11 protein-coding genes are annotated in these 16,717 nt (G+C 49.9%); 2 read left to right on the top strand and 9 right to left on the bottom strand.

What is annotated here, in order from left to right:
- Positions 1–67 precede the first annotated feature (67 nt).
- The 4 genes from R0134_RS08270 to R0134_RS08255 all read right to left on the bottom strand — a co-directional run bounded on the left by R0134_RS08270 (position 68) and on the right by R0134_RS08255 (position 6,531).
- The gene (locus R0134_RS08270) at positions 68–2,575 is read right to left on the bottom strand and encodes an EAL domain-containing protein (RefSeq protein ID WP_319784333.1); all 2,508 of its coding nucleotides are present in this window, start codon (positions 2,573–2,575) and stop codon (positions 68–70) included.
- A gap of 479 nt (positions 2,576–3,054) precedes the next feature.
- A complete protein-coding gene (gene asnB, locus R0134_RS08265) occupies positions 3,055–4,719 on the bottom strand; it encodes an asparagine synthase B (protein ID WP_319781397.1) in 1,665 nt (554 codons plus the stop codon).
- A gap of 196 nt (positions 4,720–4,915) precedes the next feature.
- Positions 4,916–5,554 carry a 2OG-Fe(II) oxygenase gene (locus R0134_RS08260; protein ID WP_319781396.1) on the bottom strand — a complete coding sequence of 213 codons (639 nt, stop codon included), beginning with the start codon at positions 5,552–5,554 and terminating at the stop codon, positions 4,916–4,918.
- A 548-nt stretch (positions 5,555–6,102) separates the two neighbouring features.
- Positions 6,103–6,531 (bottom strand): YbjN domain-containing protein, encoded by a 429-nt coding sequence (locus R0134_RS08255; protein WP_319784332.1) that lies wholly within the window; start codon positions 6,529–6,531, stop codon positions 6,103–6,105.
- A gap of 256 nt (positions 6,532–6,787) precedes the next feature.
- On the opposite strand from R0134_RS08255, the gene R0134_RS08250 reads away from it, so the two are divergent.
- Entirely contained in the window at positions 6,788–7,648 is an 861-nt protein-coding gene (locus R0134_RS08250) for a universal stress protein (RefSeq protein WP_319781395.1), read from the top strand.
- 390 nt (positions 7,649–8,038) lie between these two features.
- On the opposite strand, the gene cysQ is transcribed toward R0134_RS08250, so the two are convergent.
- A complete protein-coding gene (gene cysQ / locus R0134_RS08245) occupies positions 8,039–8,851 on the bottom strand; it encodes a 3'(2'),5'-bisphosphate nucleotidase CysQ (RefSeq protein ID WP_319781394.1) in 813 nt (270 codons plus the stop codon).
- Positions 8,852–9,087: 236 nt separating this feature from the next.
- Between cysQ and R0134_RS08240 the strand changes: the two genes are divergently transcribed.
- Complete coding sequence (locus tag R0134_RS08240; protein ID WP_319781392.1) at positions 9,088–10,680, top strand: ABC-F family ATPase; 1,593 nt, start codon at positions 9,088–9,090, stop codon at positions 10,678–10,680.
- Between the two features lie 741 nt (positions 10,681–11,421).
- Here R0134_RS08240 and R0134_RS08235 read toward each other — a convergent pair.
- The 4 genes from R0134_RS08235 to R0134_RS08220 form a co-directional block, all read right to left on the bottom strand.
- Positions 11,422–12,276, bottom strand: coding sequence for a universal stress protein (locus tag R0134_RS08235; RefSeq protein ID WP_319781391.1), 855 nt, complete (start codon positions 12,274–12,276; stop codon positions 11,422–11,424).
- A gap of 174 nt (positions 12,277–12,450) precedes the next feature.
- Positions 12,451–13,302 carry a universal stress protein gene (locus R0134_RS08230; protein WP_319781390.1) on the bottom strand — a complete coding sequence of 284 codons (852 nt, stop codon included), beginning with the start codon at positions 13,300–13,302 and terminating at the stop codon, positions 12,451–12,453.
- Between the two features lie 67 nt (positions 13,303–13,369).
- The gene (locus R0134_RS08225) at positions 13,370–14,854 is read right to left on the bottom strand and encodes a SulP family inorganic anion transporter (protein ID WP_319781389.1); all 1,485 of its coding nucleotides are present in this window, start codon (positions 14,852–14,854) and stop codon (positions 13,370–13,372) included.
- Between the two features lie 247 nt (positions 14,855–15,101).
- Positions 15,102–16,676 (bottom strand): cation:proton antiporter family protein, encoded by a 1,575-nt coding sequence (locus R0134_RS08220; protein ID WP_319781387.1) that lies wholly within the window; start codon positions 16,674–16,676, stop codon positions 15,102–15,104.
- Positions 16,677–16,717: the final 41 nt, after the last annotated feature.

Raw genomic sequence — 16,717 nt, 5'->3', positions numbered from 1 at the left:
CACCCACTCCTGTTTTACATGAGTGGGTGTTTTTAAATCAGCGATTTTTCAAACGATTAGCTCCAGCTTAGGCGAGGTAGCGCGCACTAAACTCATTTGCCGGCAGTGGTCGGCTGATCAAGTAGCCTTGGATAAGATCCACGTGATATTTAGCTAACGCCTCCCGTTGGGCTTGGGTTTCTACCCCTTCGGCGACCACGGTCAGCTTTAGCCCTTGTGCCATGCCGGTGATGGCGGCCAAAATAGTCTCGCTGCCTAGATTTTCGCCCAGTTGTTGCACAAAGCTCTGATCGATTTTTAAGGTGGTGATGGGCAATTGGTGCAGATAGCTTAACGACGAATAACCGGTGCCAAAGTCGTCCATGGCAATCTGACAACCGAGCTGGCGCAAAGCATTTAAAATAGTGATGGCTTGCTGTTGTTTATCCAGCAAGATGCTTTCGGTGAGCTCAAAGCTTAATAAGCCCGCTGGCAGTCGATATTCCTGATATAAGGCTTGAATGTCGGCAATTAAATCTTGATGCCAAAACTGCTGAGCTGACAAGTTGACCGCCACCGGTACCGGCGTTAATCCGCTATCGAGCCAACAGCGTAACTGGGCGGCCACGGTGCGCATTAATAATTTGCTTAAGGGTTGAATAAGACCTGTACGCTCGGCCAGTGGAATAAAATCCCCCGGTGAAACTTGGCCAAACGTGGTGTCCGTCCAGCGCGCCAACGCCTCCATGCTGACTAATCGTCCGGAGTCTTGCGCTACCAAAGGTTGATAATGCAAGCTCAAGCCAAGGCCGGTGTCCAGCGCATTGCGCAGCGCCGTTTCCATGGCCAGCCAGCGGTGCTCGCGCACATCTAGGGCGGTGCTAAAAAGGCGATAGGTATTGCGGCCTTCTTGTTTGGCGCGATACATGGCGGCATCCGCGTGCTGTAACAGTTGCTGAGCATTACTCGCATCGTCCGGATACAGGCTAATGCCTACGCTGCAGCCGACCCTAAATTGCTGATTATTCAATAACACAGGTTCACCCACGGCCTCTAATAGGCGCCTAGCAATGATAGTCACTTCATTGGCGTCGGTTAAATCCGGTAATAGCACAATAAATTCATCGCCGCCTAAACGCGCTAAAGTATCGTCTTCGCGCAACCGCGCCGCCATGCGTTTGGACACCTCAAGCAGCAGCTCATCTCCCGCCGCGTGGCCGAGACTGTCGTTCACTTGTTTAAAATGATCCAAATCGATAAACAGTACCGCCAAACGCTGCTGTTGACGGTGGGCATGGCGCAATGCGTGATCCAATCGGTCTTCTAAGAGGCGGCGATTAGGCAGTTGGGTGAGGGCATCGTAATAGGCGAGCTTGCGAATTTGGTCTTCATTTTCACGAATATGGGTAATGTCGGCAAACAGGGCGGCATAATGAGTGACCTTGTCGGTTTCATCGCTAATGCTGGTAATGGTGAGCAGCTCCAGATACAACTGGCCCGTTTTACGTCGGTTCCAAATCTCGCCGCGCCAATAGCCGTCTTGACTCAGGGTTTGCCACATACGGTTATAAAAGTCGGCATCATGGCGTCCCGAAGACAAAATTGCCGGCGATTTTCCCATCACTTCTTCTGCCGAGTAACCGGTAGTATGGGTAAAGGCGGGGTTCACAAACTCAATACGCCCGTGGGCGTCAGTAATGATCACGCCCTCTAATGAGGCGGCAATCACGCGTTCGGCCAGCTGTAAGTTGAGGTGCGGATGCTGTAGCGCCTGATCGCGCAGCTGCATGGCGTGGCGCAGCTCTTGCATGCGGTGCTGGTCGGCGCCCTCTAAAATATTGCGAAACCCCAGCAAACCGATAATGGCGTGATTGTCGCTATCTTTTACCGCTAAATGGCGCAGCTGATTATCAATCAACAGGTCACGAGCGCGCAATAAAGAGTCTTGGGGCGTGATGGTCAGCAAAGGGCGACTGGCAAGCTTGCTCAGCGGTGTGTTACCGGGGTGGTGCGCCACAAAACGCACCATGTCGCGCTCGGTGATAATGCCATATTCCTGCTCTGAGCACACCACCACGACTGCGTCTTGATGGTGTGCCAGCATTAGCGGTGCGGTTTGTCCCAGCGTTAAACTGCCGGCTAACACCAAGGGCGCTTTATCCATGACTTGGTCTATGGTGCGCAGGCTCAAGTACAACTCCAGCCCTTGTTTAAGCGCTATGTCTGTTTGCGACACTATGCCTTGCGGGCGACCTAAGTTATCCGTCACCAATAAATGGCGCAGCCCTTCATCATTAAAGCGTTGCATCACTTCTGAGGCGCGAGCACTCAATGTCACACTCCTCACCGGGTGGCTCATCACTTCACTAATGGGGCGCTGCAAGGAAGTGGGGTCATTAAAGTCGAGGCGTAAGCTGTCGTGCTCGGTCCAAATGCCAATTGCGGTTTCGTTTTCCATAATCAGCATGGAGCTGCAGCGGCGACTGGTCATGCGCTGTGCCGCCTCAAAAATAGGCGTGTCTGGGCTGCAGGTAAGCAGACCGCGGTGCATTATACGCTCAACGGGCAGGTCGGCGGCAGTAGAATGGAGAGGCATCACGTTGGCTCATTTGACACTAAATTATCGTTAACGTTAGCATATTCAACTAAGAGAGCCGATCTAAATACCGTGAAAATAGTAGGGATTTAAAGAAATCATTTTTTATGCTTACCTGATTACGTATGAACCTCCGCCATAATGCACCCTGTTTCGGTTTGTTCTTTGTAGCTGCCCAATTTATTCGGCAGGCCAGCTCTGCTGGCTGTTACTGAGGTTTAGATTTAACCAAAACACCAAACCGGGCCGAATAAATTGGCCCCTACAAGGTCAAAATACCAAACTGAGCTTCATATTCTTTACCGAAGAGGCAGCACCTCCCTGTAACCTATTGAATTAATTGGTGCTGAGTTCACTGAAACATGGCTGAGCTTTGTGGGTAATCAGGTATGCTTATAAAAAAAATCGTTTACCACTATTTTTGTATAACTAATGTGCGGATAGTCGGCGTGTGACCGCTATCCGCAGCTGCCTCTAGATTAATAAGATTGGCTGTGTATCCCTTTAATAGCACGGCCAGAAGGGTCGGCCATGAGTTTCCATTGTTCATCCCATTCGATGGCCGTGGGTGTTGAGCACGCCACGGAAGGGCCGCAGGGCACGCAGCGAGCGGCAGATTCCTGAGGGAAATGGCCTTCAAAGATAGCGCGATAGTAATAGGCTTCTTTATTGGTGGGCGTATTCACCGGAAACCGAAAGCCTGCCGCCGCCATCATCTGGTCGGTGACCTCTTGCTCTACCATGGCTTTAAGGCTGTCGATCCACGAATAGCCTACTCCGTCTGAAAACTGCTCTTTCTGACGCCACACTACTTCATCGGGCAGCATGTCACTGAAAGCCTCGCGCAGTATGTGTTTTTCCATTTTTCCTGGGCCGCACATTTTGTCGGTTGGGTTAAGGCGCATGGCCACATCCATAAACTCTTTATCGAGAAAAGGCACGCGGGCTTCCACGCCCCATGCGGCCATCGACTTGTTGGCGCGCAAGCAGTCAAACATGTGTAAGGCTTTTAGCTTGCGCACGGTTTCTTCGTGAAACTCTTTGGCGTTGGGCGCCTTGTGAAAATACAGGTAACCGCCAAACAACTCGTCTGAACCTTCGCCAGACAGTACCATCTTGATGCCCATTGCCTTAATGCGCCGCGCCATCAAATACATGGGGGTTGAGGCTCGAATAGTGGTGACATCATAAGTTTCGAGGTGATAGATGACCTCACGCAGCGCATCCAGGCCTTCTTGTACCGTGTAGAGCAGCTCGTGATGCACTGTGCCTAGGTGTGCGGCGACCTTGCGTGCGGCAATTAGGTCCGGAGCATTCTCTAGGCCTACGGCAAACGAATGTAACTGGGGCCACCAAGCTTTGCTGTTATCTTGATCTTCTACTCGTCGGTCGGCATAGATTTTGGCAATGGCAGAAATAACTGAGGAGTCGAGCCCTCCGGACAAGAGCACGCCATAGGGGACATCGCACATTAGCTGGCGCTTAACGGCCGCCATTAGTGCTTCGCGCAATTCCTCTACGCTCGAGGTTTGATGCTCGACATTGGCGTAACTTTCCCAGTCGCGCTGATAATATCGACGTAACTCGCCTTCTTGGCTGTAAAGCAGGTGGCCGGGTGGAAACTCGTTAATGGTTTTACACACTGGGGTAAGCGCCTTCATCTCGGAGGCGACATAAAAATTACCTTGCTCGTCGTGGCCAGTATAAAGCGGAATAATTCCCATGTGATCTCGACCAATTAAATAAGCATCTTGCTCCTCGTCGTAAAGCACGAAGGCAAAAATGCCGTTGAGAGAGTCCAGAAACTCAGGGCCTTTTTCCTGATACAAGGCGAGGATAACTTCACAGTCAGATTGGGTCTGAAATTCAAAATCACTCTCAAGACCGGCTTGCAGCGCTTTGTGATTATAGATTTCGCCATTCACTGCCAACGCATGGGTCTTGGCTGGGTTAAGCAAGGGTTGAGCGCCGCTGTTTAAGCCGACAATGGCTAAGCGCTCGTGCACCAGAATGGCCTTGTCGCAGCTGTAAATGCCGGACCAGTCTGGGCCGCGATGGCGCAGCAGTTTAGATAGCTCCAATGCGCGGGCGCGCAGGGGCGTGACATCAGACTTAAGTTCGAGAATACCAAAGATAGAACACATATCATCATCCTTAATTTGTGGCTCTGTACCGTAAATTTAGGTTGGCAGAGTCACAGTAGGATGGAAAGTTGAAATGGATAAAAAGTAAAAATAACGCCACTATGTTTTTAGATCCTCATTAATAGTGGTTAATTAAGGCGAATTGATAAAATAATAGGCTATTTTTTACATATTCGTTAATTCATAATTCGGTCAATTACAGCATTACGGTGGGTGCGATAGGATCGTCAATGCGAAACCAGCCGGCGATGCTCATGCGGTCGCGGTGGGCGGGCAGCACTTCATGAGGAAAGTTTTCCGATAAAAAACATACCAAGGTACCGGCGGTGGGCAAGACACGATGCAGCACGTCCGCGCTTTGCTCTGGGTACACTAATAACTCACCGCCATGGCTGGCATGCCAGTCTTCATTGAGATAGAGCACTGTGGTGATGCGCCGATTGCCGCGCCCACGAAAGGCATCCAGATGCTTCTTATAAAAGTCGCCGCTTTGATACAAGGCATAGTGGCACTCGTAATCTTTGAGGCCCAAGAATAATTGTCGATTCAACGCCTGCTTTAAACGTGTCATCAAAGACAAGTAATAAAGTTGAATGGGGGTGTCGCCTTCCAGCCAGCGAGTTTTATCACTGCGTACGCGCTCATTGGTTTGCTGGTGTCGTTCACGGCCAATGGCGGCAGGGGTGAGCTCGCCCGCAGGCAAGGTAAGCAGATCGTGGCGTAAGCTGGCCACAATATTGCTATCAATAAAGTCAGGGAAAATGCCAATGCCAGATCCTGCTAACGCCTCTATGATGTTGGTAAAATCTAATTCAAGTCCTACAACTGCATTCACGTTTAACCCTCCAGGTGTGCACCCCGCTTTTAAGAGCGCCTATTAACACTGATAGCGACTCGGGTAGCCAGAAAGAAAATTTGCATGTGCAGCGCGTCTGCATTGCTCGTGCCTAACTCTTATTTTTACTGCGGCCAGCTCGCTAACGACCATGGCAGCCATCAACATAGCCCTTATATGGGTTAAATACAAAAAATGCAGATTAAACAAAGATTTGGCTAACTCAGGATTACCACGCACCTAAGAAATTCCGCCATCAATGTATTTCAGTAACGACCAAGCTAGGCAGTCCGTGCAGGCGGCAATTAATCGCTGTGTATGCGACTAAGCCGTTTTGCTTGTCGGATTTTTCTAGTAACAGGAGGTCTAACAGAGAAGGTCGGAAAGGATAGGTACAGTTAGTGGGGGAGGGGGCGCAGCGTTGGCGCTTAATATATTACTCAAACGAGCCTAGTGTTTGATTAGCACTCATGCATCAGTGCTTGTTCATTAGCGCTTGTTCACTAGATGCGATGCCTAGGCTCGTTTGGTTATGACCCACAGTGGAGTTAGTGCACCGCCGAGGGCAGCTTACTGGGTTCTTCGTCTTGCATTAAAAAGCCCAGCTCACCAATTTCAAACAATAACTGCTGAGTGGCCATCACTGTCTGTTGCACTATCCAGATAAACTGAGATTCATCCAGTCCCGCTTGAGTGTGCATGTAATCGGCGACGATTAAGCGCGGCAGATTATCGTCTACGATGTCGACAAACACTTTAAGGCTGGGATAATTCATGTTGAGACGGCCTAATTCAGCCACCAGCACCAAAAGTGCCGTGGGTCTGATTTCGATTTCGCTGGTTAAGAGCGCGCCTTCTTGCTCCACGAACAGTCGGCTTTCCAATACGCCTTCCAGTTCTTGCAGTTCAGATAAATGAATGCCGTGACAGTTTTCACACACGTAATGTTCTATGTAGCTGGCGCTAAGCCAACGCATGGCAGTTTCTGCTGTTAACACTCAAACTCCTAACTGGGGCATTCAAAGACTGGCTAGTGTAAACCAAAGCAGGCAGTAGGAGAATAAAAAGCCGGTTAAATTGCCGCGTATTTAGCCAATGTCTTCCCTGCTAAGCCCGCGGCCAACCGGCCTTAGCGCATAATTTGCTTTTATCTCCTAAAGGAGGAATGCTGAGTAATAATGAAAGGTAATCAGCCCTTTGGCATCACAGCACTTTGAGACAAGGAACGTAAATGTGAAAACGCTGCTAGCTGCAATCGATTTGGAATCTGGCTCCATCTTAGTGGTGAAAAGGGCGGTGGAGCTTGCGGCGCGCTTGCAGGCAAAACTGCATTTAGTGCATGTGGTGGATGATGCCTTGACTCTGTATGAGCCCATGGTGGAAATTTCGGTGCGCCATCGGCTAAAACAAGCGGCAGAGACCGCACTGCAGTCTTTGTTTGAGTTGTTGCCATCGGAGCTTAAAGCCCACAGTTGTTATCAAGTGATATTGGGCAAGCCCCATCAGGCACTGGCGAAATATATTAGCCAGTCACAAGCGGATTTATTAATTGTAGGCCGCCATCACATTGAGCCGTTGCGGGATTTGTTTGTGGGCACCACGGCGGAGCGCTTGTTACGTCACTGTGATATTCCGCTGCTGATGGTGAGCACCGACTCTGTTGAGCCTTATCTGCACGTAATGGCCGCCACGGATTTTTCACGCAGTTCCCATCATGCGCTGCAAGCCGGTTTATGGTTGGCGCCGGAGGCGAAAGTGAATCTGGTGCACGTTTGCGATCCACCCTTTATGGGCTTTGTACGCTACGACCAAGACGATCTGGACACGCTATTAGCCGAGAAGAAGGCACGCTTAGAGCAAGAAATCGCCAGCGAAATGGCGTATTTTTTAGCGGATGATGACCAAAGCCGTATTGAAAGCCAAGTGCTGACCGGTAATGCCCAGCAGCGTTTAACCGAAGCCGTAGAATTGCACAGACCGCAATTATTAGTCCTTGGCACTCACGGCCGCCAAGGCATCAGTCGCTTACTGATCGGCAGCGTGGCCACCGCCTTCTTAAGTACCTTGCCCTGTGACGTATTAGTGGCGAGATAATTTCTGCGTGAGGCGTGAGGCGTGAGGCGTGAGGCGTGAGGCGTGAGGCGTGAGGCGTGAGGCGTGAGGCGTGAGGCGTGAGGAAAAAACACCGAGTTTAGGCTCGGTGTTTTTGTTTGTCTTATCTGTCATTCAACATTAAACATTAAATTAAAGATCTTCTTTGCCACGGAACGCACGGACGCAGTTCACGTGCGACAAGAGCCTAAAAACCTTTGATGGGTAAGAACCTCTCCTGTGATGTACTTGTGTTTGGCTCTTACCATAAAGTTCACTTTCAGATCTGATCACTATTTTTCAGTGGGTTCAGTGGATTCCGTGGCAAAAAATCTTGAGTTTCTAAAGGGAAAACTATCGGCTAACCGAAAGTTCCACAGGAGTTATGAGCGATTACTTATCTAAAAATAATGACGGCCAATCTTGCCGGTTTTTGCCCAGTACTAAGAAGTAGGGGTTAAGTAACTGTTTGGTATTGGCGTAACTGAGTGTCTCGCCATTCAACTGCACCACAGTACCGCCCGCTTGCTCGACCACGCACTGCGCCGCCGCCGTATCCCATAAGGATGTGGGGCCCAAGCGCGGGTATACATCGGCACTGCCCTCTGCCACTAAGCATAATTTAAGTGAACTGCCCATGGGCACTAATTCATGCTCGCCTAATTGCGCGAGCAGTGCGGGCATGGCGTCACCGGCATGAGAGCGACTGCCCACTAAGCGCCACGGGCTGTTTGCTTGATGAGTAGCGACCTTAAGTGGCGTTCGTTGCCCCTGTGCGTCAATTTTCTCTGCGCCTAACCCCACGGCGGCGCGGTAGCAGACTTCTAACGCCGGCGCATAGACCACGCCTAATACCGACTTGCCTTGCTCGATAAGGGCGATGTTAACGGTGAATTCGCCGTTGCGTTTAATAAATTCTTTGGTGCCATCCAGCGGGTCTATCAACCAATAACGGCCTTGTGCATCGGCACCGGCAAAGGCGGCGGTGTCTTCTTCTGATAATACTGGCAAAGTAGGGGACAAGCGGCCCAGTTGCTGCTCAATCAAATGATGGGCGGCTTGGTCGGCTTCGGTCAGCGGCGATTGATCTGCCTTCTCCGTCACAGCAATCGGGCGACTGTAAATATCCATGATGGCGGCCCCCGCTGCACGGGCGATGGCTTCCACTTCGATCAATAGCTGGCGGTTAATGTTTGTTTCGTGCACCTGACTCTCCCTTGGTGGCTGAACATGTGATTTCAAATTTCAAATATAGCGATATAGTATAAAAAATCTTGTCTTATGCCTATTTAATCAGAGTTAGGGTGCGCTCTGGCTTTGAAGGCGGGTATTTAACGCGATAAATTTGCCCATTCTTTGAACTTCTCCTCGACTGTCGGTATCATTATCCTCCTTCGGCGTACACGCCTGTCTTCTTCGTTCGTTAATTGTGAGTTTGCTTCTTGATTTCCACCAATAATATCACCATGCAATTTGGCGCTAAGCCGCTGTTTGAAAATATCTCCGTTAAATTTGGCGACGGTAATCGTTATGGCCTGATTGGCGCCAACGGCTGTGGCAAGTCTACCTTCATGAAAATTTTGGGTGGCGATCTGGAACCCAGTGCCGGTCACGTGAGCTTAGATGTCAATGAGCGTCTAGGTAAGCTGCGCCAAGATCAATTCGCCTATGAAGAGTACCGAGTGCTGGACGTGGTGATGATGGGCCACACTGAATTGTGGGCAGCGCTTCATGAGCGCGATGCGATTTATGCCAACCTTGAAGCCACCGACGAAATGTACATGCGTGCCGCTGAGCTTGAAGGCGAAGTGGCCGAATTCGACGGTTACACCGCCGAATCTCGTGCCAGTGAACTGTTATTAGGCGTAGGCATAGCGTTAGAGCAGCATACCGGCCCCATGAGCGAAGTGGCACCGGGCTTAAAGCTGCGAGTGTTATTGGCACAAGCGCTGTTCTCTGATCCAGAAGTGTTGCTGCTCGATGAGCCGACCAACAACTTGGATATCGACACCATTCGTTGGCTGGAAAGCGCGCTGAACGAGCGTAACAGCACCATGATCATTATTTCCCATGACCGTCACTTCTTAAACAGTGTCTGTACTCATATGGCGGATCTGGACTTTGGTGAGCTGCGCGTTTATCCGGGCAACTACGACAACTACACGCTGGCGTCTAATCAAGCCCGTGAGCGTTTGATGTCTGATAACGCCAAGAAGAAAACCCAAATTGCCGACTTACAGTCGTTTGTAGCGCGCTTTAGTGCCAACGCCTCTAAAGCGCGTCAGGCAACGTCACGTGCCAAGCAGATCGACAAAATAGTCTTGGAAGAAGTGAAAGCCTCTAGCCGTCAACACCCCTTTATGCGCTTTGAGCAAGATAAAAAGCTGTATCGTAATGTGCTCGAACTGGAAGACATGTGCCAAGGCTATGACGGCAATGTGCTGTTAAAAGACCTCAATGTGTTGGTGGAAGTGGGCGAGCGCATCGCGATTTTGGGTGCCAACGGTATCGGTAAAACCACACTGGCAAAAACCCTGGTGGGTGAATTAAAGCCGATGAGCGGCCGCTGTAAATGGTCAGAAAACGTTCAAATTGGTTATTACGCGCAGGATCACGCCAGTGACTTCGATATGGACATTACGGTGTTTGATTGGATGAGCCAGTGGCAGCAAGCCGACGACGACGAGCAAAGCGTACGTGGCGTGCTGGGTCGTTTGCTGTTTAGCCAAGACGACATTAAGAAAAAAGTGAAGGTGTTGTCCGGTGGTGAGCAAGGTCGCATGCTGTTTGGCAAGCTGATGATGCAAAAGCCAAATATTTTAGTGATGGATGAGCCTACCAACCACTTGGATATGGAGTCTATTGAATCACTGAATATGGCCCTTGAAATGTATCCTGGCACCTTAATCTTCGTGTCTCACGACCGTGAGTTTGTGTCATCACTGGCGACCCGTATTATAGAGCTCACTGAAGATGGCCTGCGTAACTTTAGCGGCAGCTACGAAGAGTACTTGCGTGAGAAAGGCGTGCTGTAAGCTAGTCTTATTTAAGTAACACGCTTAAGTAAAAAACGCCCCAGCGAGCTAAGCCCGCTGGGGCGTTTTGGTTTGTGTCGCTTAAAATATAGAGTCATTGTAGATGAACCTTAAGTTCTAGTGCTAGATCTATTTTTGCCACGGAAGAACACGGAACGCACGAAATAGTGCAAGAGTGATAGAGCTTTTAGGAGGTAAGATCTTACCCTTAATGATTTATCATTCTTCGGACTTGTCTTTCTTTTTCCGTGCCTCACGCAACAAAGAGGCGTGGCAAATAAGTCTTAATCTTACCTGATTACCCACAAAGCTCAGCTATGTTTCAGTAAATTCAGCATCAATGAATTCAATAGGTTACAGAAAGGTATGTCGAATATCCTGCTGGCCATACGTTCAAGACCCACAACCACGCCAAATTTCACAACGTTGTACCGTAGAGGCCCTTGTCTTAGGTAAAGAGTAGCTGGCCGGTGGCGCGGAGCGCCACCAAGATCTTCAAACCGCACGGCGTTGACAAAGGCACCTACAAAACACACCTCGTTTAACATTGATGTGATTTGTAGGTTCTTGTTTTACTGCGTAAAACCGGCCAGCTAAAGCGGCCTCTACCGCAAAGCAATAGCCTTGCTGCACCTTGCTTGTATTGATATCGCAGCAGGGTATGGATACGAGAAAAGAACAAACCAAAACAGCGCACATCATGGCTGAGGGTCATACGTAATCAGGTTATCTTAAGATCACTTATCGTAAAATCAACAGCGGCTTAGTGGATTCTTTAAGCATCAAGTCGGTAATACTGCCCAGCAACCACTGGCGGATGCGGGAATGGCCATAAGCGCCCATCACCATTAGGTCGATGTCGTGCTTGTCTTGATAGGCCAGTAAGTTCTTCTTCACATCACCTTGCAAGAGTGCCGAGGTGACGTTTAAACCGGCCACTTCTAATTGCAAGCGTGCAGATTCTAACTGTTCTAAGTTCTGGGGATCTGGGCTGGCCACCATCACTAAATGGCATTCTAAGCCATGAAATAGTAAAGACGACGCCAGCATATCCACACCTTTGCGGGTGGTGTCACTGCCATCGAAGGCGAGCATGATTTTTTGAGGCTGCGTAAACGCATCCCAAGTCAGCAATAGAGGCTTGTCGGTGGTGCGGATAACTTGTTCTACATGGCTACCTAAGCGGCTCACGTGATCGTCTTCATTGGCACCTTGACGGCCCATCACCAATAACTGGCAATAATCGTCGTATTGTTCAATTTCATGAACCAGTCGGCCTACGCGCTGTATGGTGCGCGGCGCTGCATAACCTTTGCTTGCCACATGATTACTGGCTTGCTCCAGTACTTGGCGGCTGTGCTCTTTGGCCAAGGCTTCGCGTTTTTGGTCTAGATCAACCAGTTCTTTAGTAATGTTATCTTGTGGAGTGAGGCTGGCAGCACCACTGATGCTAAACAGCATAGTGGGCTCGGATTTGGGTAATACATGCAATAACACTAAAGATGCACCCAGCTGACTGCTGGCCCAGGCCGCATAATCACACACAGTGGTGGTGTGTTTGGAACCGTCAATACAGGCTAATACATTTGTTTTCATGTGGTTCATCCCGATGATAAGTTATTGACTTTACATACAAGAATCGCGGGGGCTCCGATCTAAAACCAATGTAGCACACATTAAACGGCTTGGGGGGCTGCATCAAGTTTCATAATCTTGTCACAAAACCAGAGAATAACGCTGTTTAGCGTTATTCTCTGGACGTTTGCGTTTTTAGCGCAAGATAAGCAAGGGCACTTTGGCCTTCTTGATCATGGCCAAGGTAGTGCTGCCGAGCAGCAATTGGCGGATCCGAGAATGCCCGTAAGCTCCCATTATCATTAACTCGATACCTTGCTCGGCTTGATATTGAGCCAAGGTTTCTTCTACGGATCCGGGTAAAATATGGCTTACGGTTGTTATCTCTGCTTGTTGTAATAAGGCGCTGGCCCACTTGAGTTGCTCTTGGTGGGCGTCGCTATTTTCACCCACTAAAATGATATGCACCTCCAGCCCCGCTAATAAACGACTACTGGCGAGCAAGGTTACCGCTTGGCGGGTGCTGGCGCTGCCATCAAAGGCTAACAGCACCTTTTGTGGAGCCTTAAAATCATCTTTAGTGAGCAAGATGGGGCAGCGCAAGTTGCGGGTAATGGCCTCTACATGGCTGCCTAAATGAGGAGAGTCCGCCGCTGAGTTAGCTCCATGGCGACCTAACACTACCAACCTGGTGCTGGGTGCAAACTCCACCAAGGTTTCGAGCAAGTCGCCGTGGCGTTGAATGGGGTTTGCCAACACGCCGCCTTTGAGCACGTGCGCTTGAATGGCTTCCAGCAACAGGCGGCCTCGCTCGCTAGAGAGCTTGTTTTGCTTGGCATCCAGCTCACTTAAATGTGCCAATAACTGCTCTTGGCTGCCCAGGCCAATGGTGCCACTTAAGTCTGCGGGCACGGGTGCTGGTATTTTATTAGGCACATGCAATAAATGCAGAGGTGCTGCTAGGCGCAGGCTGGCCCAAGTGGCGGCGTCGGCCACGGCGTTGGCATAACGTGAGCCATCGATACAGGCGATTACATTCGTGGTCATATTTACTCTCCTTGGGCCAGATATGCGCTTGTGCTCATGTTTGCTCGAGTACTCATGCTCGCTCTCCTTACTGGTCCGTTAGCTTAATCGTAGTCTTAGCGTCCTGATGCAGACCAAAGCGATCCACCAAGGTGGCACTGGCCTCATTAAGGCCGATAATCTCTACTTCTGCGCCTTCGCGCTTAAAGCTTAACACCACTTTATCCAGTGCGGCGATGGCGCTGATATCCCAAAAATGGGCGCGGCTCACATCAATGCTTACTTTTTGTAGCACTTCTTTAAAATCAAAGGCGGCCACAAACTGATCCTTAGAGGTAAAAAATACTTGACCGACCACTTGGTAGTTGCGCGCGTTTTTTATCGGCTGGCTGCTGGTCACAGTGAGCAGGCGACTGATCTTATGGGCAAAGAACAACGCACTTAATAATACGCCCACCAAGACCCCATACGCCAAGTTATGGCTATACACCACCACGGCCACGGTGGCTATCATCACAATGCTGGAGCTGGGCGGGTTGGACTTAATGTTTACGATAGAGCTCCAGCTAAAGGTACCAATAGACACCATTATCATCACCGCCACCAATGCGGCCATCGGGATGAGTGATACCCAAGGGCCCAAAAATACCACCATCAGCAATAACACTACACCGGCTACCAGCGTCGATAACCGACCTCGGCCGCCAGATTTTACGTTGATGACCGACTGGCCAATCACGGCACACCCCGCCATGCCGCCCAGCAAACCGGTGGCTAAGTTAGCGATACCTTGGCCTTTACATTCGCGGTTTTTATCACTTTGGGTGTCGGTGAAGTCATCTATTATAGTGGCAGTCATCATGGACTCTAACAAACCCACAATGGCTAACGATAAAGAATAGGGGAAAATAATGGCCAGTGTTTCAAAATTGAGTGGTACATCGGGCCATAAAAATATGGGCAGACTGCTGGGCAGCTCGCCTTTGCTGCCCACATTCGGCACCTCTATGCCAAAGTAAACGGCGACCAGCGTCAGAATAACGATACACACCAAAGGGGAGGGCAGCACTTTGCCTAAATAGGGGATCAGCGGCAGCAGGTAAACAATCGCCAGGCCTGCAGCTGCCATGGCGTATACGTGCCAATTGCCGCCCAACAGTTCCTCTATTTGCACCATAAAAATCAAAATCGCCAAGGCATTGACGAACCCGGTGACCACTGAGGTCGACACAAAGCGCATCAACTGTGCTAAACGAAAATACCCCACCAGTAACTGCAACACGCCACAGAGTAAAGTCGCGGCCAGTAAATACTCCAAGCCGTGGTCTTTCACCAGTGTGACTATCAACAGCGCCATGGCACCGGTCGAGGCCGAGATCATGCCTGGCCGTCCGCCAGCAAAAGCGATCACCACCGCCATGCTAAAAGAAGCATATAAACTGACCTTAGGATCCACGCCGGCGATAACCGCAAACGCGAGGGCTTCGGGGATCAAGGCCAAGGCCACCACTATGCCGGCCAGTACATCGCCGCGAATATTAAAAAACCAAGTCTGTTTTAGCTGAGATAACATGATAAAAATTCCAAAAAACGTAAATTGTGCACGCGTGAGACGTACGTGAAACGATATTTAGCGCCAAGCACCAATGTAGCCGGCCGTCTCTTTGGTAAAGAGGACTTCGCCGGGCCAGCTTTGCTGGCTGTTTTTAAACAACACATAAAACCGTGCCTCATACTCTTTACCAAAGAGACGGGCAGCTACAGGGACGTTTAGTGTTGATTTTCGGGTTTAAAACTCCTGCTAAAAACGATAATTACCTTTACAGCGGATGTGACTCAATGACGTGGCGCGCAAAGCCACTGCCGGCTTCTTCATAGATATTAAAGATATCATCAGCCCCTAAATCACGCAGTTGCGCGCCTTCATCCGGGTAGCAAATAATGGCCGCTACACGACCTTTAAAGTGGTTGTAGCGAATTTGCTCCAGCGCATACAAGTTACCCGCATGATTGGGCATGGCGAGAAAAATATATTCGACCTGCGTGCTAATGCTGGTTTTATCCCAAAAATCCGAGTCAGAAGCGTCGCCTTCAATGGCGTTAATATTGAGCCCATTGAGCAAAGCCACTTTTTTACTGTCGCTGTCTATCCCTAACAATTGCCCCGGATAGCGCGCTTCTAGCTCCATATAAGCCCCTTGGCCGATACGGCCCATGCCCACAATCAGTACATGGGCATTGCCCAATTCTATCGGCCTGTCATCCGGATGCAGTCGGGTATGCTCGCGGGGATTAAAACGCTGCATTAAACGGCGATACAAGCTTTCGTTATGGCTATTGAGTGGTGCGGACACCACAAACGAAATGGCCAGCGCGATAGACACCACTATTGCCCAGTCGTTACTGAGCAAGCCTTGCTGAGCCGCCAACGCCGCCACAATTAAGCCAAATTCTGAATAGTTAGAGAGGCTAAAAGTGGCCAGCAAAGAGGTACGAATACGTAACTGTGAGCGATTATATAGCCAGTAATAAATCAGGCTTTTCACCGGTAATACCAATAACAAAATCGCGGCAATCCAGAGTGCATCCAGCGTTGGCATGCCCTTGAGGCCAATACTCAAGAAAAATGCCACCAAGAACAGCTCTTTCATATTAAACAAAGACTTAGCTAGTGCGGAGGCGCTGTAATGGCCGGCCAGCATCATACCAATCAGCAAGGCACCCAAGTCGCCTTTTAAGCCCACTAACTCAAAGCTGCCCGCGCCCACGACCAAGGCTAAAAATACCGCAAATAAGGTTTGCAGCTCGCCGTGGCCGATGCGCGCGAGAATTTTAAAAGCCAGCCAGCGCACCAGTGGTAATAACGCTAATAAACCTATGGCCCACAGGCTTGGCACTTTACCCTTAGAGATGGTTAAAAACGCCACCGCAAACAGGTCTTGCATCACCAACACACCAATGGCGATACGGCCATAAAAGGTGTTCATGTCGCTGCGCTCTTCGAGCACTTTAACCGCAAATACGGTACTCGAAAAGCTTAAGGCAAAGCCCATTAGCATGGCTTGGCGCCATTCCAACTCGGCAGCCAAACTAAAGCCGATGGTTTTTATGGCCAATAATACCAGCGTAAAAAACAAGGTCGACAGCAGGATATGGCCGCAAGCGGTGCCCCAGACCTCTTTTCTCAGTAACACTTTTAAGTCCAGCTTTAGACCTATGCTAAACAGCAGCAGCGTGACACCTAAATTAGCCAGCGTATCTAGGGTGTCGTTACTGCTATAGCCCATGGCGTTGAGTACAAAACCCGCCGCTAAAAAGCCGATTAACGGCGGTAGGTTAATGAGATAAACGGCCAAGCCACAGCCAAAAGCGATAACGATAAAGATCAGATCCATGAGCTCTTCTTGCGTTGAAAACCAGTTAAAACAACTTAGTT

Source organism: Oceanisphaera sp. IT1-181 (assembly GCF_033807535.1).
Taxonomy (GTDB): domain Bacteria; phylum Pseudomonadota; class Gammaproteobacteria; order Enterobacterales; family Aeromonadaceae; genus Oceanimonas.
This window is presented reverse-complemented; position numbering and strand designations above follow the sequence as displayed.